We start from the raw sequence: 22,721 nt of genomic DNA on the forward strand, positions 1-22,721 counted from the left end.
CGGGCCGGACGGGAGGGTTCCGAGGACCGGAACTTCGGGTGAACAGCGGGCGATCATTTGGTCTAGGCCAATCCTTCAGAGTCCGAGGAGGTCGGCGGTCTGCTCGGCGAGCGCGGGCCCCAGCGTCATCCCGCGCCCTCCGGGCCCGGTCACCAGGTGCACGCCCTCGGCCGGGGACCGACGGCAGACCACGGCGCCGTCGTCGGTGCACTGGCTGTAGACCCCCGCCCACCGCCGTTCCACCGGCGGCAGGGTGCGGCCGAGCAGCTCTTCGACGAGCCCGACGAGATAGTCGTAAGGCGCCTCGGTGACGTCGAAGGGGAACGGTTCGCTGTAGTCGTGGGTGTCCCCGATGGTCAGCCCGCCACCCAGCCGCTGCACGCACAGCATCTGCATGTGGTGCTGTTCGGCGACGAGATCCTGGGGCTGGCTGCGGATCAGGCCGTCGAGTGCTGCGCCGGCGTACCCGGGGTAGTACCGCAGACTGTCGCCGTCGGCGATCGAGGTGCTCAACTGCTCGCCGAGGGGAGCCGTCTGCATCATCTGCAGGCGGACCCGGCGCACCGGAAGATCCCCGGCGAGTTCGCGGACCAGCCCGCCGTGCGCAGCACCGGTGCAGACCACCACGAGATCGCCGTCGTGCTGCACGCCGCGGTCGTCGCGAACCCGGGTGCCAGTGATCGCGCGGGCTTCGACGCCGGGCAGGAACGTGTACCGGCCCGTCGCCGACAGGTGGTCACGCAGCGCGGGCATCGCCTGGCGTGACTCGACCGCGGCGTCGCGGGAGCAGTGCAGCGCGGCCAGGAACTTACCCCGCAGGGCGGCGTTGAGCGTGCGGGCCTCGTCGGCGTCGAGCAGGGTGAAGCCGCGCGCGTCGGCGTCGGACCGCCCGACGACCTCCTCGGCAACCGCCAGTTCGGCCGGGGTCCGCAGCAGCGTCAGAGATCCGTTGGCCCGGAAGCCCACGCCGGGCACCGCCGCACCGATCTCCTCCCAGAGTTGTCGCGCCCGCAGCGTGATCTCGAGTTCACCCGAGGACCGTCCCGACACCCAGACGAGGCCGAAGTTGCGCACGGTGGCGCCCCGGGCTTCGGTCTCGCGTTCGAGGTGGATCACCTGGTGGCCTCGGCGTACCGCCTCGAAAGCGTGCGCCGTGCCCAGGATTCCGCCACCGATGATGATGATCCGCACGGCCGGACTCTGACGCGGTCGCGCGACGCCGCGGCGACGGGACGGGGACAGCGACGCGAACGCCAGGTGAACGATTGGTATAGACCAATTTCTGGTACGTTCGGCGCGTGACGGCTGGCGAGATGGTTGCGGTTCTCGAGTCTCTGCGCGGTGTGTGGGACGAGGACGTCGTCGACGAGTTCGACCACGCATGTCAGTGTGCGGCAATAGCATTGGCTGACGGCGCCGACGACGAACTCGTCCTGGCCGCGGCCCTGCACGACATTGGACACAGTCCGCTGCTGGCGGACGGCTCGCGCGCCCACGACGCGATCGCCCGGGACTGGTTGACCCCGCGATTCGGCGCCCGGGTGGGATGGCTGGCCGGCGCACATGTGGCGGCCAAGCGCTTCCTGGTCGCGACGCGGCCGGGATACGGCGAGACCCTGTCCGCGGTGTCGGTGGCGTCGCTGGTCAACCAGGGCGGAGCCGCGGCTGACGTCGAGTTCGCCGGGCATCCGTGGTGGCCGGACGCCCTGCGGCTCAGGGCCTATGACGATGCGGCCAAGCAACCCGGTGCGGCGGGCGTCGAACTCGGGGTGCTCATCGCGATCGCCGAGCGGCTTGCCGAGGGTGGTCGGCGATGACCCGCGCGATACGCACGCCGAAGGTGCATCGTGTCCGCACGGAGCTGGACGCCTTGCTCGCCGAACTCGACGTCGGCGATCCGGTTCCCGCCGAACGCGAGTTGGCGGCCCGCTTCGACGTGGCGCGCGAAACGGTGCGCCAAGCTCTGCATGAGCTGCTGGTCGCCGGTCGCATCGAACGCCGCGGCCGAGGGACCGTCGTGTCGCGGCCAAAACTCGTGCAACCACTGTCGCTGCGGTCCTACACCGAGGGCGCCGAACGCATGGGTCGCGTTCCCGGCCGGCAACTGGTCGGCTGGGAAGACCTGCGCGCCGACGCCGACACCGCCCGCGCGCTCGGGCTCCGGCGCGGCGCCGCGGTGATGCGGCTCGAACGGGTGCTGCTTGCCGACGACGAGCGCATCGGGTTGGAGAGCACCTACCTCGCGGCGTCCCGGTTCGGTTGGCTGCGAGAGCAATTCGATCCCGCGACGTCGTTGTATGCGGCCATCCGGTCGTCGGGCGTCGTGTTCGGTGCGGCACTCGAGCGGATCGAGACCGCGCTGCCGTCCCCCCGCGAAGCCGAGCTGCTCGGCACCACCACCGCGATGCCGGTGCTGTTACTCAACCGGCGCACGGTCGACACGGCCGACGAGCCGATCGAACTCGTCCGCGCCCTGTACCGCGGGGACCGGGTGGCGTTCGAGGCCATGCTCGTCGACCGCTGATGCTTCCTCTTTTTCTATGCGCCGAGTGTGGCCTTGCGTCACCCCGCCCGCGATATTGCGTAGCACAAGTCCACGCTCGGCGAAGAGGGCCGGCGATGGAATCAGCCACGACGGCGTCGCGTTGAATCCCTTCATGGCGATCGACGACCTGTTCCGACCCTTCACGGTCCGCTCCCTGACGGTGCCCAACCGGTTCGCGATGGCGCCGATGACCCGTCAGGCCTCGCCGAACGGGGTTCCGGGTGCTGACGTGGCCGAGTACTACCGGCGCCGGGCCGCCGGCGGGGTGGGCCTGATCATCACCGAGGGGGTCCGGCTACCTGATCCGGCGGCCGGCTACCCGTTCAGCATCCCGACACTCGCCGGTGACGAGGTGCTCGCCGGCTGGCGGCGCGTCGTCGACGGTGTGCACCATGAGGGCGGCCGGATCGCCGCGCAGCTGTGGCATCAGGGCGCCGAGCGCGCCGACTCCGACGGTGTCCTCACAGTCAGCCCCTCCGGCGTCGACGGGCTCGGTAAGCTGAAGGGACGCGCGCTGGACACCGACGAACTTCCGCGGATCGTCGCGTTGTACGCCGAAACCGCCCGCACCGCACAGGAAGTCGGGTTCGACGCGGTCGAATTGCACGGTGCACACGGGTACCTGCTCGACGAGTTCTTCTGGGAGCGCACCAACCTGCGGACCGACGGCTACGGGGGCTCCCTGGCCGCGCGGACCCGGTTCCCCGCCGAGGTGGTGGCCGCCGTCCGCGCCGCGGTCGGCCCGGACTACCCGATCATCTTCCGGTTCTCGCAGTGGAAGGGCACCGACTACACCGCCACCATCGCCGAGGACCCGGCCCAGTTGCAGGAATTGCTGGCCCCGCTGGCCGACGCCGGCGTCGACGTCCTGCATCCCTCGACCCGCAGGCACTACGTGCCCGCGTTCCCCGAGCACGGCGAGCTGAGCCTGGCCGGGTGGACCAAGAAGGTGACCGGGCTGCCGGTGATCACGGTCGGTTCGGTCGGACTGGAGACGCAGTTCCGCAGCGAGAAGAAGGGGCAGGTGATCGCGCCCGCCCCGGTGGACCACCTGGTCGAGCAGTTCGACGCCGACGAGTTCGACATCGTGGCGATCGGACGCGCGCTGCTCGCCGACCCGGGCTGGGTCAATCGGCTGCGTCGCGGCGAACTGGGCGGGTTCGGCGGCTACGACCCGGCGACCGCGCTCGCGGCGCTCGCCTAGCCGGAGCCGGCCGAGGTTCGAAACCGCCGTCGATGGGCATGCTCGCGGTACCCCGTACGCGAAGGAGAGCCCATGGTCAGCACCGTCGACCGCCGAACGTCACTGCTGTGGCCGATCGCGGCCGCGGTCGCGACGGCGGCGACGCTGGTGGTCAACTACCTGGCCAACGGGCTACCGATCAACGGCCAGACCACCGGCGACGTCACCCGCCGCTTCGAGGTGTACTTCGTCCCGGCCGGCTACGTGTTCTCCATCTGGAGCCTCATCTACCTCGGGTTGATCGCCTACAGCGGCTACCTCGCCGTCGCGGCGACGAAGGGCTGGGCGGACAGCGGCACAGCGCGTGCGATCGCCCCCTGGTACCTGGTGACCGCGCTGGCCAACTGCTGCTGGCTGTTCGCCTGGCACCACAACCAGTTCCCGCTGAGCATGTTGTTGATGCTCGTACTGCTGGCCGCGCTGATCGTCATCTACCGGCTGCAGGCGGCGCACCCGCCGACTTCGACGCTGGAACGCTGGGCGGTGCACATCCCGTTCCGGGTGTATCTGGGCTGGATCTCGGTGGCCACCATCGCCAACGCGACGATCACTCTCGACAACGCCGGCTGGTCGGGGTTCGGCCTATCCGAGCCGACGTGGGGCGTCATCATGGTGGCGGTCGCGACCGCGCTCGGCGTCGCGATGAGCCTGCGCCACAACGACATTGCCTACGCTCTGGTCATCATCTGGGCCCTGGTCGGGATCGCCGTGCGGCTCAGCGAGACGACATCGGTGCTGACGGCCTCACTGGCCGGCGCCGCGCTCCTGGCGCTGTTGCAACTCATGCTGGGACTGCGGTCCCGCAGATCCCACACACCTCGAATTCGCGGCGCTGCCACCGCGCAACCGGAACGAAGAACAGCGTGAACTGTTTGAACTCGCGCATCCGGTTCCACTGCGTGGTGTTGTGGCAGCGCGGGCAGGTCCGGACCTGACCGGCGCCGAGATACTTCTGCTTGGCGCCGTAGCCGAACAGAAAGAAGAACACGACTCCCAGCGTACGGACCGCGCTCGGCGGCCACACTGAAGACATGTCCGCGCCGACCGCCTTCCGGTACCCGCAGCTGAGCCGCCGCCGGGCCCGGCTGCGCACGGCGGTGCACCGCGTCACCGGCGTCGACCCGCTGCCCTCCGACGACGTCGCGCAAGCCTTCATCGCCGGCCTCACCGCGGGAGATCCGGTCGCGGAGCGGTTCGTCGCCGAGACCTACCACGGTGAGCTCGGCGCCAGGAAAGCCCGCGAGCTGGTCGAGCGCGCGCAGCGCGACGGTATCGACGCCGTACCCGAGGCGCCCGAGTCGATGCGCGCGCTGTTCGAGGAGTTCGAGCAGCTGCCCGACTGGGTCGATCCCGACCTCGTCGAGCAGGGCGCGGCGGTGTGGCGGCGCTGGGCCTACGCGCTCGGCGCGCTGGGCAACGCCGGCACCAACGACACCTACACCGAAGGCTGGCTCGCCGTACCGCTGTCGCTGTCGGGCGGCTACGCCGGGCAGCGCGCCCTGCACCGCTACCTGGAGACGTCGCGCTGGTGGATCGAGGTATGCCGGCCCGGGGCGATCCTCACGCCCGGCTCGCTCGGGCGCAACATCTCGCTGCACGTGCGGATCATGCACGTCAGCGTGCGCGACCGGGTCAAGCAGCACCCGGAGTGGGACGCCGAACGATGGGGGTTGCCGATCAGCCAGTCGGCGATGCTGTTGACCCTGCTCGGCGGAAGCGTCGCCCCGGCGCTGGGGCTGTACCCGCTGGGGCACCTGACCTCACCGCAGGAGATGCGCGCGGTACTGCACTTCAACCGCTACTGCGGATACCTGGTCGGCGTGCGCTGCGACGGCTACTTCCCCGAGACCGTCGCCGATGCCTGGCGCATCCTGTTCATGGCCGATGCCGCTCGCAGCTACGACAGCGGCGGCAGCGGCACCGAACTGGTGGAGTCGTTCGTGCCCGCCTTCGAACCCGCCGTCCAGCACCGCGGCCTCGCCCGGCTGCGCGCGGAGTACCACTACCGCGTGCAGGCCGGCTATCTGGGCCTGTACATGCTGCCGTGGAACCGCAGGCGCTACCGGCTGCCCTCGGCGGTCCCGGGGATTGTCCTGCTGCTGGCGCGGTCCCCGGTGATCCTCGCGCTGGAACTGGCGCGCCGGATGTCGGCCACGGTCGACGAGCGCTGGCAGCGGGCCAACCTCCGGCGCTGGGAGGCCTGGCTGCGCTGGCAGTCCGACGGCAAGGCGGCGGCGTTCGAGGCCGCGGTCCCGCTGCGCCGTTGACGGTGGTGCCCTGTAGAGTCGCCGCGTGCCCGAGAGCTTGACCGTGAAGTCCGTAAATGCCCGCCTCGCTGAGGAATTGGAGGTCGGCGAGTCCCAGGTCGCGGCCGCGGTGCGGTTGCTCGACGAGGGGTCGACGGTGCCGTTCATCGCGCGCTACCGCAAGGAGGCCACCGGCAGCCTCGACGACGGTCAGCTGCGCACCCTCGAGGAGCGGCTGCAGTACCTGCGCGAGCTCGATGCGCGGCGGGCCGCGGTCCTCGCCTCGATCGAGGAGCAGGGCAAGCTCACCGACGAGTTGCGGGCCGCGCTGCTGGCGGCCGACACGAAGTCGCGGGTCGAGGACATCTACCTGCCCTACAAGCCGAAGCGCCGCACCAAGGCGCAGATCGCCCGCGAGGCCGGGCTGGAGCCGCTGGCCGACCGGCTGCTCGCCGATCCCACACCGGTGCCGCAGGACGTCGCCGCGGAGTTCGTCGGCGGTGAGGTGGCCAGCCCGGAGGCCGCGCTCGACGGCGCCCGGCACATCCTGACCGAGCGGGTGGCCGAGGATGCCGAGCTGGTCGGCGCCGTCCGCGAGAAGTTCTGGAGCAACGGTTCGCTGCGCACCGCACCCTGGAACGACGAGGTGGCGAAAAGCCCTGCCGCACAGAAGTTCCGGGACTACTTCGAGTTCAGCGAGCCGTTGGACGCGATGCCGTCGCACCGGGTGCTCGCGGTCATGCGCGGCGAGAAGGAGGAGGTGCTGGCGCTGACGTTCGACGGCGGCGACGACGCCGGCTACCACGCGATGATCGCCGCGACGCTCGGGGTGGACATGGCCGCGGCGTCCGCGGCGACGAAGTGGCTGGTCGGCACCGTCGAGTGGGCGTGGCGCACCAAGCTGATGATCTCGGCGCGGGTCGACGCGCGGGTCCGGCTACGCAAGCGCGCCGAGGAGGAGGCTGTCGCGGTCTTCGCCAGAAACCTCAAGGACCTGTTGCTCGCCGCGCCCGCAGGCAACCGCACCACCCTCGGCCTGGACCCGGGCTTCCGGACCGGGGTGAAGGTGGCCGTCGTCGACGGCACCGGCAAGGTCGTCGACACCGCCACGATCTACCCGCATCAGCCGCAGCGCCAATGGGATTCGGCGAAGTCGGTGCTGGCGGCGCTGGTGGCCCGCCACGGTGTGGAGTTGATCGCCGTCGGCAACGGCACGGCGTCCCGCGAGACCGACGCGCTGGCCGCGGAGCTGATCGCCGACATCCGGGCCGCCGGCGCCGAGGCGCCGGCCAAGGCGATGGTCAGCGAGGCGGGCGCCTCGGTCTACTCCGCATCCGCATACGCCGCGCGCGAGTTGCCGACGCTGGACGTGACCCTGCGCGGGGCGGTGTCGATCGCGCGCCGGCTGCAGGATCCGCTGGCCGAGCTGGTCAAGATCGAGCCGAAGTCGATCGGGGTCGGTCAGTACCAGCACGACGTGACGCCGGGGACGCTGGCCCGCAGCCTCGATGCGGTGGTCGAGGACGCGGTGAACGCCGTCGGAGTCGACCTCAACACCGCCTCGGTGCCACTGCTCGCCCGCGTGTCCGGCGTGTCGGAGACCCTGGCCGAGGCGATCGTGGCATACCGCGACAAGACCGGGCCGTTCCGCAACCGCAAGGCGCTGCTCGAGGTTCCGCGGTTGGGCGCCAAAGCATTCGAGCAGTGCGCCGGGTTCCTGCGGATCCGCGGCGGTGACGATCCGATCGACGCCTCCGGGGTGCACCCGGAGGCCTATCCCGTGGTGCGCCGCATCTTGGACCGCTCCGGGATCACGCTGGCTGAGTTGATCGGCAACGAACGCGCACTGCGGTCACTGAAGCCCGGCGAGTTCGCCGACGACCGGTTCGGCGTTCCGACCGTCACCGACATCCTCGCCGAACTCGAGAAGCCCGGGCGTGACCCGCGGCCCGCGTTCACCACGGCCACCTTCGCCGCCGGTGTCGAGAAGATCGCCGACCTGAAGGTGGGTATGGTGCTCGAGGGCGTGGTCACCAACGTCGCCGCGTTCGGCGCCTTCGTCGACGTCGGCGTGCACCAGGACGGCCTCGTGCACGTCTCGGCGATGGCCGACCGGTTCGTCTCCGACCCGCACGAGGTGGTGCGCTCCGGGCAGGTGGTGCGCGTCAAGGTGGTCGACGTCGACGTCGACCGCCAGCGCATCGGGTTGAGCCTGCGCCTGAACGACACGCCGCAGCGCGACAAGGCCAAGCGCCCAGAACGCGGAACACCACCACGGAAACCGCGTCGGGACAAGGACTCCGGTCGCCGGTCCACTCCGCCGGCGGGGTCGATGGCCGACGCTCTGCGCAAGGCCGGCTTCGGCAAGTGACGGGCTGCCGTCACAGGTCGGCGATGATGCGCTCGCGCTTCGCCGCGTACTCCTCCTCGCTGACGTCTCCTGCGGACCGCAGCGCCTCGAGTTCGTGCAGCCGTTGGGCCGTCGACACCGCCGCGGTGCGTGCCGGCTCGGGCTGAGCGCCGCGCACAACCGACGGATACTGCACGGCCACGCGCTTGATGTGATCCCGGATCTGTTGCCTGGCAGCCGGGTTCGCCCGTAAGGCGCCCTCGTCGGTCAGCGCGATGCCGTGCGACATCAGGATGCGCAACACGTCCATCAGCGGCTCGATGTGACCGCTGAGGTCGAAGGTGCGGTCGTCGTCGAGGAGGGTGAACTCCGCGGGCATCACACCGGTGAGCAGAGCGCTTCGCTGCCAATCGATATCGAACTTCTTGGTCGCCGGATCGACCAGCGCGGCCAGGTTGCGGTTGGTGATCATCTGCAGCTGCACGGGAGAGGCGGTCACCCGCGTCCGGCTGACGAACGGCTCGAGGCCGGGGCCCGAGAAGTTGAGCTCGAGTTTGAGCAGCGGCCGCTCGTTGATGTAGGTGCCGGTCTCCTCGATGCCGGTGACCTCGGCCAGGGCCAGCACGCCGGTCTTCTCGAGGCCGGCGATCCGGGTGGCTGTGCGTTGGCCCTTCATGACGACCGTGACCGAATACACCACGGTGAGCGCGGTGACGGCGAGCCCGGACCAGAAGAACCACACCAGGAACGGGTCACGCCCGGACGCGAAGTACAGGATCATGAACAGCGGTCCTACTGCGCCGCACAGCAATGCGAACGACTGCACCTTCAGGTATTGGCTCAACATGGGTTGTCCCCTTCTGTCGGCCGAACACGCACCCCTCGTCTGACGTGTTCGGTGTTCCTAATGAGGCACCGGTCCCTGCACACCGGGCGGGCACGGCGACGGCAGGAACAGGCCCCAGCACCAGCCCGGCGGGATCGGTGGCGGCGGGCGGAAACCCTGCCCCGGCGGGGGTCCCGGCGGGTTGGGTCCGTCCCAGATGTTCTGCGCGACGTTGCCCTGGCCGTGGTAGACGAACCAGTACTCGTGGCAGATGCTCTCGTCCCAGCGCACGGGATTGAACTTCTTGTTTCCCGTTTCCACCGGCGGATCGCCGGGACACCAGGTGAACGGGCCGCCGGGCGGAGTCTGCGCCGCAGCGACACCCGGGGCGACGCCGGCACCGAAGGCCGCGACGCCCAGCGATATCAGCGCCCCGGCGAAGATCCTCGAGGCCTTCGAAGCTGTTCTCATGAATGTTCCTTCTCGTCACCCGCGACCGGCGTCGCGTCGGTAGGCCCAGTACAGGGCTGCCCGACGGCTACCGATCCCAAGAACATTCACAGCTTCGCGCAGCAAACGGCCGCGCGCGTGAGGTGATCACCTCATATTTGGCCGATCACGGCCGCGGGCGTTCAGCGCTCCGATTCGAGCCAGACGCCCGCGGCGACGAATGCGACCGCGAGCAGCGTGCCCGGCAGCAGGCGCCGGGCGGGCACGGGGCCGAGCGCGACGAGCGAGCCCGCGACGTCGCCAAGGTCGGCGACGACCCCCGCGCGTGACCATGACGTGTCACCGGACGGCGCAGCCAGCAGCCCCGCGCCCAGCGCGACGTCGCGCGCCCCGATGCTGCGGAACAGCAACCCGACCCCGGCGTTGTCGCCGTCGGGGCCGAGCCAGGCGCGGGCCGCGACGCGGGGCGTCGCGAACAGCACCGCGCCCAGGCCGACGCGGGCCCAGCCGACCACTCGACGCGCTCGCGTCCGATCCACACTCACCAGATTTCTCCTCAGCGGGTCGCTTTCTTTTCAGATGCTTCGGCGAAGCACCGGCATGACGTCGAGGTCCACGATCGCCGCGTTCGCCCGTTCCACACTCTTGGCGACGTTCTCCGGGGCCTGCAGACCCGGCCACACCAGCGTTATCGCCGCGGAGTCCCACGCGTCGAAGGCGAACAGGCACAGCGCATCCCAGGCTTGATCACGTGTCGGCACGGCGGGAACGCCGTTGCGCGCGAGCGTCTCGAGGTAGGTCTGCAGCAGTTCGTCGGTGTGCGCCCGGCGCACCTCCACGGGCACCGAGGTCACGAGGAAGTAGGCGACATCGCGCATACCCGGCGCCCGGTACAGCACCTGCCAGTCCAGCAGGCCGACGCCTCCGTCACCGAGCCCGAACGTGTTGCCCAGATGGGTGTCACCGTGGATGACGGTCTGCGGGCCCTTATCCCAGTTCGCGTGCAGCGCCCAGTCGTTGGCGTTGACGAACGCGGCCATCTCGCGCACCTCACGCGGCAGCTCGTACTCGGCCGATTTGAGCAGCTTCGAGCGCACCTGCCGAAACTGCCGCAGCAGCAACGGAAAACCCGGCCGTTCCCGCTCCGGGCGGACGAAATCGAGGTCACCGCGCAGCCGCGGTGAGTCCCAGAACGTCGCGTGCAGTTCGCCCAGGGTGACCATCATCGCCCTGGCGTAACCGGCGTCGACGTCGTCGCACAGCGCCTTGGGCTCCCCGCCGCGGTCCGTGAGGTCCTCCAACACGAGCAGGTGCCGCGCACCCATGCCCGCGTGCGCCGAGAAGCAACGCGGAGCGCTCCGCTCGCTGAGCGCGGACCGGGCGTGCCGATAGAACAGCGCCTCGTTGCGGGCCAGCGCCAGCGCCGCGACCATCGTGCGGTTCTTGGCGCTCGTGGGGGTGCTCTTGATGAACACGTGCCGTGGCAGGTCGCCGCTGTCGCGGTCCCAGCTGAGGTCGAGCCGAACGCGATCGGTCGTGCCGCTGGTACCGCCCACCGGCCGCGCGGCGACCACGGTGGCCCCTCCGGCGACGTCGCGCAGCGCACGGGTGAGAAAGCCGGGGTCGACGTCCGCGGCGGTGAGCGGGAAGTCCGCCCGCACCCAGCGCAGCGGCAGCACCGCTGCTGCGGCTTCGGCGAGCGCCCGGCCCGTCCGCACCGCACCGTCGATTCCGGCGGTTCGATCGGTGACGACGTCCACGCGGCCTCCAAGGTGAACTAGGGGACCCCGCCACCATACAGTGAAGCATCCTTCACTAAAAGGAGACGGTCAGGCGGTGCGGCCGTCGGCGACCCGTGGCACGCGATCCTCGGCGGCGGCGTCCAGCACCATCGCCGCCACCCGGTCCCGGTGCTGCTCGGCGCTGCCCAGCAGCACCGCGTCGGTCGTGGCGCGCTTGTAGTAGAGGTGCGCCTGGTGCTCCCACGTGAAGCCGATGCCACCGTGCACCTGGATGGTGTCGGTGGCGACATGGGTGAGCGCCGCCGAGCACACCGCCTGAGCGATGCTGGTCGCCAGCGCGGGATCGTCCGAGCCGTTCGCCAATGCCCACACCGCGTGATACGCAGTCGATCTGGCATGTTCGACATCCACCAGCAGATTCGCGAGGCGGTGCTTGACCGCCTGGAAGGACCCGATCGGCCTGCCGAACTGCAACCGGGACTTCGCGTACTCGACGGACAGATCGAGCAGATGCTGGGCGGCGCCGACCTGTTCGACGGCCAGCAGCGCCGCGCCGACCTGGAACGCATGCTCGACCACCCGCGGCGCCTCGTCGGCGCCGGCGATCAGCCGCGCGGGCGCGTCGGCGAACGTGACGTCCGCCTGAGAGCGGGTGAGATCGAGGGTGGCCAACGGTGTGCGCTGCACCCCGGCGTTGTCGGCCTCGACCGCATACAGGCCGATGCCGTCGGAGCCGCGCGCCGCGACCAGCAGGACGTCGGCGATACCGCCATCGACCACGCGGTCGACCGTGCCCGACAACGTCTCCCCCGCCGCGGTGACGGTGACCGCGTCGGCGTCGAAGGCCGCGGCCCGGTCCTGCGCCGCGACCGCCGCCGTGCGTCGACCCTCGACGAGGTCGGCGAGGAGTTCGTCGCGAACTGCACCCGCCGGGGCGGCGACGAGCGCCGGGATCGCCAGATACACCGTGCCGAACAGCGGCCCGCACGCCAGCCGCGCGCCGAGTTCCTCGATGGCGACCGCCTGGTCGATCAGTGTGCCGCCGACACCGCCGTCGGCTTCGGGCACCGACAGACCGAGCACTCCGAGCTCGCCGCCGAGCCGGGACCACACCTTCGCGTCGAACGGCGGGTCGGACTCCATGAGCTCGCGGACCTTCTCCTCGGAGAAGTGCTCGGCGCTGAATTTGCGTACCGCGTCACGCAATTGGGCCTGCTCGTCGGTGAACCTGTACTCATACTGGTCAGCCACATTGTCGGGCTGATCCGCAAGCTCCTCAGCCACGCGGGATCTCCTTCCACGGCATACCCGAATCGGCCCGCAGATCGCCGGGCAGCCCGAGGATCCGTTCGCCGAGGATGTTGCGCATCACCTCGGAGGTGCCGCCCTCGATGGTGTTGGCGCGGCTGCGCAGGAACCGCTGCTGGATCGGGCCCTGCCAGTCTCCGTCACCGGTACCCCGGCCCTGCTGGTACCCGTGGTACAGAAGGCCTTCTGGCCCAAGAAAATCCATGCACCACTGGTAGATGTCCTGGTTGAGTTCGGCGCCGACCAGCTTGCCGATCGAGCCTTCGGGGCCGGGTCCGCCGACGGTGGCCGCCGCGCGGGACCGCTCCGAGGTGAGCCGCTGCGCCTCCGAACGCAGCCACAGCTGGGTCAGCCGGTCGCGCAGGACCGTGGTCCGGCGTTCGGGCCGTGACGTCCACAAGCCGGTGGCGTCGGCGATCGTGCCCGCACCGCGGCGACTTCCGCTGCCGCCGAGCGCGGTTCGCTCGTTCATCAGCGTGGTCATCGCGACGTTCCAGCCGTTGCCGACGTCACCGAGGCGGTGCTTGTCGGGGATGCGGGCGTCGGTGAAGTACACCTCGTTGAACTCGGCCTGACCGGTCATCTGCCGCAGCGGCCGGGTCTCGACGCCTGGGCCGTGCATGTCGATCACGAAGTACGTGAGCCCCTTGTGCTTGGGCACGTCGGGATTGGTCCGCGCCAGCAGCAGGCCCCAACGGGCGCGATGCGCGAGGCTGGTCCACACCTTCTGGCCGTTGATCACCCACTCGTCCCCGTCGCGCACCGCCGAGGTGGCCAGTCCGGCGAGGTCGGATCCGGCGCCGGGCTCGGAGAACAACTGGCACCACAGGTCTTCGGTGGTGGCCAGGGGCCGCAGCCACTGCCGTTTCACGTCCTCGGTCTGCGCGTGTTCGCGGATGGTCGGCGCGGCCATTCCGTAGCCCATCGGGTTCAGCCCGAGCGGGACCGGTCCGCCCGCGCCCTGCAGGATGCGGTCGGCGACCGCCTGCAGCCCGCGGGAGACGCCGAGCCCGCCGAGTCCTTCGGGGAAGTGCACCCAGGACAGGCCCGCGTCGTAACAGGCCCCAAGGAAGTCAGGGATCGGCACCGTCTTGGGGTCATGCCCGGTGACGACTTCACGCGCCAGCCCGGCGACCCGTTCGGCGTCAGCGTCGTCGCTCATACCCGTCACCATAGAAGGTGCGTCAGGCGGTGCTGCGGCGGGCGATGTTGTAGAACCGCACCTCCTGGTATTCGTCGAGTCCCTCGCTGCTGCCTTCGCGGCCGATGCCGGACTGCTTGGTGCCACCGAACGGCGCCGCGGCGTTGGACGGCACCCCCTGGTTGATTCCCACCAGCCCGGTCTCGAGGCGGTCGGCGACGTTGAACGCCCGATCCAGGCTCTCGGTGAACACGTAACCGGCCAAACCGAATTCGGTGGCGTTGGCCCGGGTGATCGCCTCCTCCTCGGTGCGGAACCGCTGCACCGCGGCGATCGGCCCGAAGATCTCGGTGGTGGCGGCCAGCGAATCGGGGGCTGACCTCCGACAGCACCGTCGGCTCGAAGAAGTGCCCTTCCGACGGCAGCCTCGATCCTCCTGTCCGCACCGAGGCGCCCCGGTCGCACGCGTCGGCGACCAGCCGCTCCATCGACGCGACCGCCCGGTCGTCGATCAGCGGTCCGAGCCCCACCTGTGGGGCGAACCCGCTGCCCACGACGACCGCCGCCATCGCCTCGACCAACCCTTCGACGAACGCGTCGTGGATGCCGTCCTGCACGAGGATGCGGTTCGCGGCGATGCAGGACTGTCCGCCGTTGCGCATCTTGGCGTTGAACGTTCCGGTGACCGCCCGCTCGAGGTCTGCGTCGTCGAAGACCAGCAGCGGTGCGTTGCCGCCGAGTTCCATCGAGGTTCGTAACACGTTGTGCGAGGCCAGGTTCAGCAGGGTCCGACCGACCGGCGTGGAACCCGTGAACGACACCTTCCGCACCCTCGGGTCGCGCAGCACCGTCTCGCGGAACGCCGCGGGCGCGTTCCACGTCGGCCGGGGACCCGTGCGGGAGGCACTCAAGCGACTCACCGAGCAGGGTCTGCTGGTCTCCGAACGCAACCGCGGGGTCTTCGTGCCGGTGTTGTCGACCGCCGACGTGGAGGACATCTACCGGCTGCGTGAGGCGGTGGAGCTCGCGGCGCTCAAGTACCTCGTGCAGAACCCCGACCCGCAGGTGTTCGCCAAGCTGTGGGACATCCTCCGGCAGTACCGGGAGAACCTCGCGATCCAGGACTGGGACAACGCCGACGAGAACGACATGGCGTTTCACCGCGAGCTCGTGCATGCCACCGGCAGCCGACGGCTCATCCAGGCGTTCGACACAGTCGTCGTCGAGACACGAATGTGCCTGCGAGCGCTGGTTTTTCACCATCCCGACCATCCCGATATGGAAAGTTGGCACGCCGACATCCTGCGGGCCGCCGAGCGGGGTGATCTACCCGCGGCTCAGCACGCGCTCGAGTTCCACAACTCGACGGTCATCGCCGATATCAAGCGCGGCCACGAGACGGGCGCATAAGTCCTTCAGCGACGGTACTTTTCGACCTTGTCGGCGAAATCGTCGAGTATCCGCAGAGATTCGTCGAGCGGTTTGGTCGGCAGCAACAAGTTGGCCTGCCGGTAGCCCAGCGTCTGCAGGCTGTCCCAGTACGACGGGTTCGCCGGGGTGCCGAAGGTGGTCAACGGGACGTCGTGCTCCGCGCCGGCGCGCATCTGCTCGATACGTTTGGTCAGCCGCTCCACCGGCAGCGGGTTCGACATCCAGCCCGCCCGGTGCCGGATCACCCGCTTGACCGTCGCGTCGGAGTCACCGCCGATCAGGATGGGCGGGTGCGGCTTCTGCACGGGCTTCGGCCGCAGATAGGACGGATCGAAATCGACGAACCGGCCGTGGTACTCCGCGGGTTCGTCGGTCCACAGCGCCTGGATGGCTTCGATGCGTTCGTCGAGCAGCGCGCCGCGGGTCTTCGGGTCGGTGCCGTGATGCCGCAACTCCTCGATGTTCCAGCCCGCGCCGACACCGAACACGAAGCGGCCGCCGGAGAGGAGGTCGATGCTGGCCGCCTCCTTGGCCGTGATGATCGGGTCGCGCTGGATGAGCAGCGCGATCCCGGTGATCAGCTCGATGCGCGACGTGACCGCCGCGGCGGCGGCCAACGTGACGAACGGGTCCAACGTGCGGTAGTAGATGCTGGGCAGTTCACCGCCCATCGGATAAGCCGATTCCCGACTGGCCGGGATGTGGGTGTGCTCGGCGATCGTCAGCGCGTGGAAGCCGCGCTCCTCGATCGCCTTCGCCAGCGAAACCGTGTCGATGGTGTCGTCGTTGACGAACGTCGAGATCCCGAATTCCATGTCCCTACCTCACCGTGGTGTTTCGGCGCAGTCAACGTGTGCGCAGCGGGGGCTATTCCTCAGCCCAGCGGTCGGCCCGCCTTGGTCAGGACCCGCCATTCGCCGCCGAACATGTCGAGGCCCTGGCCGTTGGCGTCGATGTCCAACGTGTCCCCTGCGTAGCGGTACAGCGGAATGCCCCGGTAGGTCACCTGGCTCCCGCCGTCGCGCCGGGCGGTGGTCTTGGCTGCGGCGGCGTCGATTCCGATACCGCCCGCGGGATCGCTGTCGGACAGCAGCGGCATCCAGGTCGCGGCGCAGTCGCCGTAACAGGTGGGCTCGTTGGCCGGGTCCTTGGAGAACGCGTAGACGGTGCGCCCGCTGCTGTCGACGATGATCTCGCCGAGGTCCCCCCTGTCTTCGATCGCCAGCGACACGTCACCCGTCGGCGGGATCTGCTCGGTCGACGGCGGCGGATTGGGCGCGGCGGTGAGCGGTTCGGTGCGCGGCGCCGTCACCGGGCTCTGCGTGCTCGTGGCGTCGGAACTGTTCGCGTTCTGGTTCTCGACTGCGGCGCATCCGGTCAGCGCCAGGACGCCGAGCACCAGAACCGAACCGGCGGCTGTCGGTCTGAGCATGCCTGGTTCATTTCCGCCGACGGCGACGCTCAAACGACGGTCTGCTTGAAACCTCGGTGAGCTGGGTACGAGACGTGGGCGCCGTTACAGATCCGTCCACGACTGTCGCGTGCGCTGACCCTCGAACCACACGGAGGATGACCGATGTCGCCTGATGAACGTCCAGACGAGACCGAGGAAGTGCTGACCACGCCGGCGACGCCCGGCGCCGAGGCCCTGCCGACCGAGGCCGACGACGAGGACGAGTCCTAGTACCCGGCGTTGCGCGCCAGCTCGACCACGTACTGGTTGACGAAGTCACCCGCGGGCGGATCACCCTTGCCGCAGGTGCCGTCGGATTCGCCGGGACGCTTGATCCACAGGTAGGCGTCGGCGTGCGGGCCCGCGGTCACCGAGGTGGGCGGGACGCCCAGCGCGCGGCCGCTCGGGTTGCACCAGTAGAGCTCACCTTCCGCGGGTCCGGCGCCGTTGCGCGACGTGTCGATCACGTAGTTCTTGCCGCCTGTCAAGCCGGAAATGGCTTCGCCGTAACCGATCTCGTCCTCGGTGGTGAAGAAGTTCGCGACGTTGAGACTGAAGCCGCGGGCGCGCTCGACGCCGGCCTGACCGAGCCGGGCCGCCATCTCCTCGGGGCTGTGCCACTTGAGGTGACCGGCGTCGACGTACACCGCGGTGGCCGGATTGCGGCTCAGCGAGTCCACGGCGTAGCGGATCAGATCGAACCGCTCTTGACGCTGATCTCCCGACAGGCAGTCCGCCATGGCGAGCGCATCGGGCTCGAGGATGACGGCGGCGGGGACCGGGCCGATATCGGCGGCGATGCCGTCGATCCACTGGCGGTAGGCCTCGCCGGATCCGTGACCGCCGGCGGCGAAGCTGCCGCAGTCGCGGTGCGGGATCCCGTAGATGGCGAAGACCGGTATCGCGCCCGCGGCCTGCGCGTCGCCGGCGTACTTGGCGACCGTCGATGCCGACGAGCCAGGGACCAGCCAGTAGGCCTGCGGTGTGTTGGCGACCGCGGTCAGTTCCGGGCTGGGCGGGTTCGCGGCCTGCGCGGCGCGCATCGCCTTCGACGCCGGGTTGACATAGAACGGCTTGCCGGCGAACGGGTTGGCCTCACTGGTCAGGCGCACGGCCGGAGCCGGCCCGGCCGGAGTCGGGTCGGCGGCCACGCCCAGCGCGGCGACGGCGGCCAGGGCGACAACGGGCGCGGTCCACCGCGCGACTGCACGTGCAGCTGAGGACATCACTCCAGGGAAATTAATGGTTCGCTCTGGCGGGCGCCAATCCGCCCCACGGCTGGGTCTACTCCCCCGACGGATCTTCCTCGCCGCCGGCGTCGGTCGATTCGGTGTCGGGGGCCGAGACCTCACCGGCCGGCGCCGTGACCTCACCAGCCTCGGCGTTCTCGTCGTCGCCGCTGTCGGCCGCTGCGCCCTCGGTCTCGGCCGCCGCGGCGGGCTCGACTTTGTTGCCGTCGGTCAGATCCGTTGCGCCGTTGCCGGATACCGCACCGTCCACGGAGGCCTCCGGCTCGCCGCCATCCGGTTGGGCCTCGATCGAATCAGCTTCGGGCGACGCCGAATTCGTGGTCAACGTGACCGTTCGGGCGGCGGGGGGCAACGACGAGGACGCCGAATCGGAGCCCGCGTTGTCGACAGCGACCGACACCCGGGCTTCGGGCTGATCGGGCGGCGCCGCGAGCGCACTGAAAGGCAGGGCGCCGCCCAAGGCACCCGCGATCTTCTCGATCGACTCCAGCGCCGATGCGACCGCGACCGATACCGCGTCGATGACGCCGGTCAAGGCGGCCACCGGCGACAATCCGTCGTCGATGACCTGGGCGAACAGGGAAAGCACGGTGGTGCCTGCGACGAACGGTGTGTTGATGGCGAGTTTGAGGAACTCGTTGATCACGCCGCTCGTGGTGCCGAACGGCAGCGGCAACGCGTTCATCACCGCGACCGCGAACGGGGCGATGGGCGTGAGCGTTCCGGTGTAGACCGTGTTGGCCGCCAGTACCGCCAGGTGCGCGAACTTGCCGGCCGCCACCAGGGACAGCGCGGCGGCGGGTAGCTGCTCGGTGAACACCTTCACGGTCTCGGTGATCGCGGGTCCGAACGCCTTCACGAGTTCGACTGCGAGCGTTTCGAGTTCGGCGGGCAACGGCAGCGGCTGAAGGACGGTCTGCAGGACGAGGCCCGCGACTTCGGGAACCGCCGCGATCAGAATGGGCGGTCGGTGGGCCACCTGGAGTTGTTCTTCGACCTCGTGTTCGTGTACGCGATGTCGCAGGTCACCCACCTGATGCTCGAGGACATCTCCTGGCAGGGATTCGGGCGGGGTGTGCTGGCTCTGCTCGCCGTGTGGTGGGCGTGGGTGTGCTACGCCTGGCTGACCAACACGTTCGAAACGGCGCGGGTGATCCAGCGGACTTTGATCATCGTCGCGATGGCGGCGATGCTCATCGCGGCGATTGCACTGCCGACCGCGTTCACCACCGGGGCCCTGGTTTTCGGGCTCGCATTGCTCGCCGTGCGCCTCATCAACGCCGGTATGTTCCTCGACTCGTCGTCGCGAGACGAGGATGGATTGGCGTCGGCGATCCGCCGACTGGCGCCGGGGCTGCTCGTCGGGCCGGCCCTGATCGTTGCCGCCGCATTTGTGGCCTCCCCCTACCGTGAGTTGCTGTGGGTCGTGGCGGCGGCGGTCGACTTCGGCAGTCCCCTGATAGCGGGAATCAGCGGACTTCGGGTCGTACCTTCGTATTTCATCGAGCGCCACGGTTTGGTCATCATCATCGCGCTGGGTGAGACGATCGTCGAGCTGGGAGCGGGGGCAACCGAAAACCTGCGCCATCCCGGTGTCCTCGGCGCGGTGGTTCTCGGGGTGCTGATCTCGGCCACCTTGTGGTGGACCTACTTCGGCCTGACCCCCGGCGCCGAAGAACGTATGCAGCGGACATCCGGTGTCGATCGGGCGCGGTTGGCGCGCGACGCCTACAGCTACCTGCATCTGCCGCTCGTCGCGGGGATTGTCTTCTTCGCCCTCGGGGCGCGGGTTTCGGTGGAACACATCGATGAGCCGCTGGCGCCGCTGGCCGCCCTAGCCCTCACCGGTGGGGTGGCACTGTTCTACGCCGCCGAGGTGGCCTACCGATGGCGTGACCACCATCAGCTCACAGTCGATCGGCTCCTCGCCGCCGCCGCGGCGCTGCTGGTGTATCCGGTGGCGGTTTCTGTCCCCGCCGTCTTGTCGCTGACCGTTCTTACCGCGATCGGAGTCCTGCGACTCGCATGGGAACTGTGGCGGCGCCCCCAGATCGGCGCCGGCACAGCGGGAACCGTGCAGTGAGAACGACTCCCGCCGAAGCAAGCACCGCCTAGCTGACAGGTCGTTCGGGGGGATCAGACACGTCCACACCTTCGCGGGGCAGGATACTGATCATCCCATTGGGCTCCAGGTAAGTCCGCGCGACCTCCGTGGGGTCCGAAATGCCGTGCAACCGTAGCTGAGACAGCACATCGTCCTCGGTCATGAACTCGCGTCTCATCAGCCGGCGATTGAACTGCCCGTCTGAGATCAATGGTCGTGGCCGCGCCTTTATCAACCCGGCAACTCGCGGGCAGCGGTATGCCACCGCGTCGAGCACAACGCTCCAGAACACCATGGTGATCACCACGACGAGACCGTCGGCGATCGTAGTGGCGTCACCGATGAGCCCCGCACCCGCCGCCTCGGCGACCAATACGACCACGAGAATATCGGTGAGCCCGAGGCCACCCGACTCTCGCTGACCCACGACCCGAATCAGCAGGCCCAAGGCCAGGTACATGACGCTTCCGCGGACGATCAGCCCAACCAACGCCGTGCTCGGCAGCACGACTTCGTTCCAGTCCATAATCGCCTCGACCTTGTCGACGGGCGCACAACCGCCTATTCGGCGGGAGTATCCGCCAGGCGGGCCGGAGAAACATCAGGAGCTGGGCACATGGCCGAACGTGACTGCGACGAACGGCCGCCCCCGAAGCGCCCGCCCGCGCGACGCTCTGGGTCGACCGTTACCGCAAGGGAGTACGGGCATTCCGCGTATCCCGAATGAAAGGTTCCCCAGTTTCCATGTTCGGGGTCGTGTCTGCTCACGCCGAGAGCACCGGTCGACCGAGCGTCGCCTCAGGACGCAGTTCGACGGCCAGCTCCGCGCCGAGGGCTGCCTGCGCGAGCGCTTGGCCGAGCCCGGGGGCCTGCTTGAACAGATTGTGACCGGCGATGAAGTAGATGCCGTCGGCCTCCCAGATCGCCACTCCGTCCTCACTCCAGGGCAGGTCGGTCACCCAGCAGTGGCGGTAGTCCACCGGCTCGGGATCCAGCCCCGGCAGAGCCCGGCGCACGTAGTCACCGGCCCGGTCGGCCAGCGCGGCGAGCTGGGCCGGATCGACGAAGCTGCCGTCGTCGCGCAGGCCGAGGGTCTCACTGAGTCCCACCGCGTACTGCCGGTTGCCGGGCATCGCCGCGGCGTAAATGCCGGTCTCACCGAAGTCGCCGCTGCTGTCCTGCAGGCATGCAAGTCGCTGAAACCGCTCGCGCACATCGAAGGTCACCCGTACGTGCGCAGCCGAGCGCACCGGAAGCGATATCCCCACCCCGCGCGCGAGCCGCGCGGTGCCCTGGCCCGCGCACACCACCACCGCTGCGTGTTCGACCCGTTCGCCGCCGGTCTGGACCTCGATGGTGCCCCGCCCGGTGGGCGCTACCGATAGCACCTCGTCAGCCACCAGAGCGTCCCCGATCCAACTGACGAGCCCATCGATCGCGGCCCGCGTCCGGATGGCCCCACCCGCCTCATCGAGCATCGCCGGGCCGTCGTAGCCGGCCAACAGCGGCATCCGCTGCGCCAGTTCGTCGGGCTCGATGCGACGCGCGCGCACCCCACCGACCCGCTGCAGGATCGTCAGCCGCTGCTCAACGCTGGCACCGATCGCGACCACGCCGTCAGCCGAGATCAGCTCTCGGCCTAGCCGCTGCGCCCATTCGTCCCAGATGGCACGGCTGTCCCGGGCCAACGCCACCAGCCGCGGGTCGTCATGGGCATGGCGAAAGATTCGAGCTTCACCGCCAGACTGGGCATTGCCCGGCAACCCCCGTTCGTACACCCGGACCGACTCGCCCGCGCTCAGCAGCGCGTAGGCGGTGGACAGCCCGACGATGCCCGCGCCGATGACCCCGATATCCGCAGCGTTCATGGTGGTCTACACCTGCGCCCGCCACATCCAGTGCAGCTGCTCGAGGCGCGCCGTGACGGGCGATGAGCAGGTCCTGTGTGTCTTTCGTCCACCCTTCGCCGAATCCCTTTGCATTCGTATCCTGGCCACGGTGGCCGCCCGGCCATTGGGGCTCACTCCGATCGCGGTGGCACGTTCGGCGGCGTCGTCAGTGAATTCGCGTGCGGCGCTGACCAATTCGTCCAAACCCAGGTGCACCGATCGGAAGTTCGTGCCGATGACGTTCCAGTGCGCGTGTTTGGCGATGAGGGTCAGGTCGATGAGGTCGACGAGCGTCCCTTGCAGGGCTTCTCCGGCGACCCTCTGTTGGGTGGCATCCAGTGTGCTGGTGTTCGGATTAACCGTGACGCACTCCTCGTTTCCGATTCGGTTCGGACGCTATTTCGGGAGCTTGTGGGCGAGGACGTCGACGTTCTCGATGGCCGGCGGCTCGCTGAACAGCTCGTCGGCGCGTTGCATCAACGCTGTGCCTACCCCGCCCGACAGGTGGGCCTGGCGGCCGTCGTCGTCGGGGAAAGCGTCGAAGATGCCGAAGCTGGACGGGCCGAACCGCACCGCAAACCATGCCACCGTGGCCGGTTCGCCCTCCACGATCGGCAGGCCGTCCCGTAGGAACCGCTCGACCTCGTCCTCCTTGCCGGGTTTGGCTTCCACCCGGACCAGCAGCGCGACGTTGACCATATGAGTTCTCCTTGGGTGTGTGGGTTGACGCTGATCCATTCGAG

At 69.3% G+C, this 22,721-nt stretch carries 24 protein-coding genes and 3 pseudogenes; 9 read left to right on the forward strand and 18 right to left on the reverse strand.

Annotated elements, in window-relative coordinates; genetic code table 11:
- Positions 1-75 precede the first annotated feature (75 nt).
- A complete protein-coding gene (locus BLW81_RS05425) occupies positions 76-1,191 on the reverse strand; it encodes a TIGR03364 family FAD-dependent oxidoreductase (RefSeq protein ID WP_083406330.1) in 1,116 nt (371 codons plus the stop codon).
- 122 nt (positions 1,192-1,313) lie between these two features.
- Here BLW81_RS05425 and BLW81_RS05430 point away from each other — a divergent pair, with 122 nt between their 5' ends.
- From BLW81_RS05430 to BLW81_RS05445, 4 genes are all read left to right on the forward strand, one after another.
- Positions 1,314-1,817 carry an HD domain-containing protein gene (locus BLW81_RS05430; protein WP_083406331.1) on the forward strand — a complete coding sequence of 168 codons (504 nt, stop codon included), beginning with the start codon at positions 1,314-1,316 and terminating at the stop codon, positions 1,815-1,817.
- Positions 1,814-2,524 carry a GntR family transcriptional regulator gene (locus tag BLW81_RS05435; protein ID WP_083406332.1) on the forward strand — a complete coding sequence of 237 codons (711 nt, stop codon included), beginning with the start codon at positions 1,814-1,816 and terminating at the stop codon, positions 2,522-2,524. Before BLW81_RS05430 ends, BLW81_RS05435 begins: the two co-directional genes overlap by 4 nt.
- Positions 2,525-2,657: 133 nt before the next feature.
- Positions 2,658-3,749 carry an NADH:flavin oxidoreductase gene (locus BLW81_RS05440; RefSeq protein WP_083406333.1) on the forward strand — a complete coding sequence of 364 codons (1,092 nt, stop codon included), beginning with the start codon at positions 2,658-2,660 and terminating at the stop codon, positions 3,747-3,749.
- A gap of 72 nt (positions 3,750-3,821) precedes the next feature.
- Positions 3,822-4,655: a TspO-related membrane protein gene (locus BLW81_RS05445; RefSeq protein ID WP_083406334.1), complete on the forward strand. Its 834-nt coding sequence runs from the start codon at positions 3,822-3,824 to the stop codon at positions 4,653-4,655.
- Here BLW81_RS05445 and BLW81_RS05450 read toward each other — a convergent pair.
- The gene (locus BLW81_RS05450) at positions 4,570-4,776 is read right to left on the reverse strand and encodes a zinc-ribbon domain-containing protein (protein ID WP_157897890.1); all 207 of its coding nucleotides are present in this window, start codon (positions 4,774-4,776) and stop codon (positions 4,570-4,572) included. The genes BLW81_RS05445 and BLW81_RS05450 overlap by 86 nt on opposite strands.
- Before the next feature lie 43 nt (positions 4,777-4,819).
- Between BLW81_RS05450 and BLW81_RS05455 the strand changes: the two genes are divergently transcribed.
- Together BLW81_RS05455 and BLW81_RS05460 are read left to right on the forward strand one after the other, a co-directional pair.
- Positions 4,820-6,055 (forward strand): oxygenase MpaB family protein, encoded by a 1,236-nt coding sequence (locus BLW81_RS05455; protein ID WP_083406335.1) that lies wholly within the window; start codon positions 4,820-4,822, stop codon positions 6,053-6,055.
- A gap of 25 nt (positions 6,056-6,080) precedes the next feature.
- Positions 6,081-8,405 (forward strand): Tex family protein, encoded by a 2,325-nt coding sequence (locus tag BLW81_RS05460; protein ID WP_083406336.1) that lies wholly within the window; start codon positions 6,081-6,083, stop codon positions 8,403-8,405.
- Positions 8,406-8,415: 10 nt separating this feature from the next.
- On the opposite strand, the gene BLW81_RS05465 is transcribed toward BLW81_RS05460, so the two are convergent.
- The 8 genes and pseudogenes from BLW81_RS05465 to BLW81_RS29840 all read right to left on the reverse strand — a co-directional run.
- Positions 8,416-9,231 (reverse strand): SHOCT domain-containing protein, encoded by an 816-nt coding sequence (locus tag BLW81_RS05465; protein ID WP_083406337.1) that lies wholly within the window; start codon positions 9,229-9,231, stop codon positions 8,416-8,418.
- A 57-nt stretch (positions 9,232-9,288) separates the two neighbouring features.
- The gene (locus BLW81_RS05470; protein ID WP_083406338.1) at positions 9,289-9,681 is read right to left on the reverse strand and encodes a hypothetical protein; all 393 of its coding nucleotides are present in this window, start codon (positions 9,679-9,681) and stop codon (positions 9,289-9,291) included.
- A gap of 161 nt (positions 9,682-9,842) precedes the next feature.
- Complete coding sequence (locus BLW81_RS05475; RefSeq protein ID WP_235632186.1) at positions 9,843-10,205, reverse strand: hypothetical protein; 363 nt, start codon at positions 10,203-10,205, stop codon at positions 9,843-9,845.
- A 30-nt stretch (positions 10,206-10,235) separates the two neighbouring features.
- Entirely contained in the window at positions 10,236-11,420 is a 1,185-nt protein-coding gene (locus tag BLW81_RS05480; RefSeq protein ID WP_235632187.1) for a phosphotransferase, read from the reverse strand.
- Between the two features lie 69 nt (positions 11,421-11,489).
- A complete protein-coding gene (locus BLW81_RS05485; RefSeq protein ID WP_235632188.1) occupies positions 11,490-12,686 on the reverse strand; it encodes an acyl-CoA dehydrogenase family protein in 1,197 nt (398 codons plus the stop codon).
- Entirely contained in the window at positions 12,679-13,872 is a 1,194-nt protein-coding gene (locus tag BLW81_RS05490; protein ID WP_083406340.1) for an acyl-CoA dehydrogenase family protein, read from the reverse strand. The genes BLW81_RS05485 and BLW81_RS05490 overlap by 8 nt, the downstream gene beginning before the upstream one ends.
- Before the next feature lie 22 nt (positions 13,873-13,894).
- Positions 13,895-14,176 (reverse strand): aldehyde dehydrogenase family protein, encoded by a 282-nt coding sequence (locus BLW81_RS29835; RefSeq protein WP_407662316.1) that lies wholly within the window; start codon positions 14,174-14,176, stop codon positions 13,895-13,897.
- Between the two features lie 106 nt (positions 14,177-14,282).
- Positions 14,283-14,771, reverse strand: a pseudogene (locus BLW81_RS29840) (aldehyde dehydrogenase family protein); the annotation flags it as partial.
- On the opposite strand from BLW81_RS29840, the gene BLW81_RS05500 reads away from it, so the two are divergent.
- Positions 14,662-15,261, forward strand: a complete 600-nt coding sequence (locus BLW81_RS05500) for a GntR family transcriptional regulator (RefSeq protein WP_235632189.1) — start codon at positions 14,662-14,664, stop codon at positions 15,259-15,261. The pseudogene BLW81_RS29840 and the gene BLW81_RS05500 overlap by 110 nt on opposite strands.
- A gap of 5 nt (positions 15,262-15,266) precedes the next feature.
- Here BLW81_RS05500 and BLW81_RS05505 read toward each other — a convergent pair whose 3' ends face one another.
- The 4 genes from BLW81_RS05505 to BLW81_RS05520 all read right to left on the reverse strand — a co-directional run bounded on the left by BLW81_RS05505 (position 15,267) and on the right by BLW81_RS05520 (position 18,964).
- A complete protein-coding gene (locus tag BLW81_RS05505) occupies positions 15,267-16,097 on the reverse strand; it encodes an LLM class F420-dependent oxidoreductase (protein ID WP_083406341.1) in 831 nt (276 codons plus the stop codon).
- A 59-nt stretch (positions 16,098-16,156) separates the two neighbouring features.
- Positions 16,157-16,714 (reverse strand): COG4315 family predicted lipoprotein, encoded by a 558-nt coding sequence (locus BLW81_RS05510; RefSeq protein ID WP_083406342.1) that lies wholly within the window; start codon positions 16,712-16,714, stop codon positions 16,157-16,159.
- A gap of 248 nt (positions 16,715-16,962) precedes the next feature.
- On the reverse strand, positions 16,963-17,964 hold the full coding sequence (locus tag BLW81_RS05515) for a glycoside hydrolase family 6 protein (protein WP_235632190.1): 1,002 nt from the start codon (positions 17,962-17,964) through the stop codon (positions 16,963-16,965).
- A 55-nt stretch (positions 17,965-18,019) separates the two neighbouring features.
- The gene (locus BLW81_RS05520) at positions 18,020-18,964 is read right to left on the reverse strand and encodes a hypothetical protein (protein WP_162277385.1); all 945 of its coding nucleotides are present in this window, start codon (positions 18,962-18,964) and stop codon (positions 18,020-18,022) included.
- Here BLW81_RS05520 and BLW81_RS05525 point away from each other — a divergent pair.
- Positions 18,956-20,068, forward strand: coding sequence for a low temperature requirement protein A (locus tag BLW81_RS05525; protein ID WP_235632191.1), 1,113 nt, complete (start codon positions 18,956-18,958; stop codon positions 20,066-20,068). The genes BLW81_RS05520 and BLW81_RS05525 overlap by 9 nt on opposite strands.
- A 28-nt stretch (positions 20,069-20,096) precedes the next feature.
- Here BLW81_RS05525 and BLW81_RS05530 read toward each other — a convergent pair whose 3' ends face one another.
- Complete coding sequence (locus tag BLW81_RS05530; protein ID WP_083406344.1) at positions 20,097-20,615, reverse strand: DUF421 domain-containing protein; 519 nt, start codon at positions 20,613-20,615, stop codon at positions 20,097-20,099.
- Between the two features lie 90 nt (positions 20,616-20,705).
- Between BLW81_RS05530 and BLW81_RS29845 the strand changes: the two are divergent.
- Positions 20,706-20,817, forward strand: a pseudogene (locus tag BLW81_RS29845) (DUF309 domain-containing protein); the annotation flags it as partial.
- Positions 20,818-20,853: 36 nt separating this feature from the next.
- Here the strand turns inward: BLW81_RS29845 and BLW81_RS05535 are convergent.
- From BLW81_RS05535 to BLW81_RS05545, 3 genes and pseudogenes are all read right to left on the reverse strand, one after another.
- A complete protein-coding gene (locus BLW81_RS05535; protein ID WP_083406345.1) occupies positions 20,854-21,957 on the reverse strand; it encodes an NAD(P)/FAD-dependent oxidoreductase in 1,104 nt (367 codons plus the stop codon).
- Between the two features lie 6 nt (positions 21,958-21,963).
- A pseudogene (locus BLW81_RS05540) lies at positions 21,964-22,362 on the reverse strand (Dps family protein).
- 12 nt (positions 22,363-22,374) lie between these two features.
- Complete coding sequence (locus tag BLW81_RS05545; RefSeq protein ID WP_083406346.1) at positions 22,375-22,677, reverse strand: putative quinol monooxygenase; 303 nt, start codon at positions 22,675-22,677, stop codon at positions 22,375-22,377.
- Between the last annotated feature and the right edge of the window lie 44 nt (positions 22,678-22,721).

The sequence above is a fragment of the Mycolicibacterium rutilum genome, from assembly GCF_900108565.1.
Taxonomy (GTDB): Bacteria; Actinomycetota; Actinomycetes; order Mycobacteriales; family Mycobacteriaceae; genus Mycobacterium; species Mycobacterium rutilum.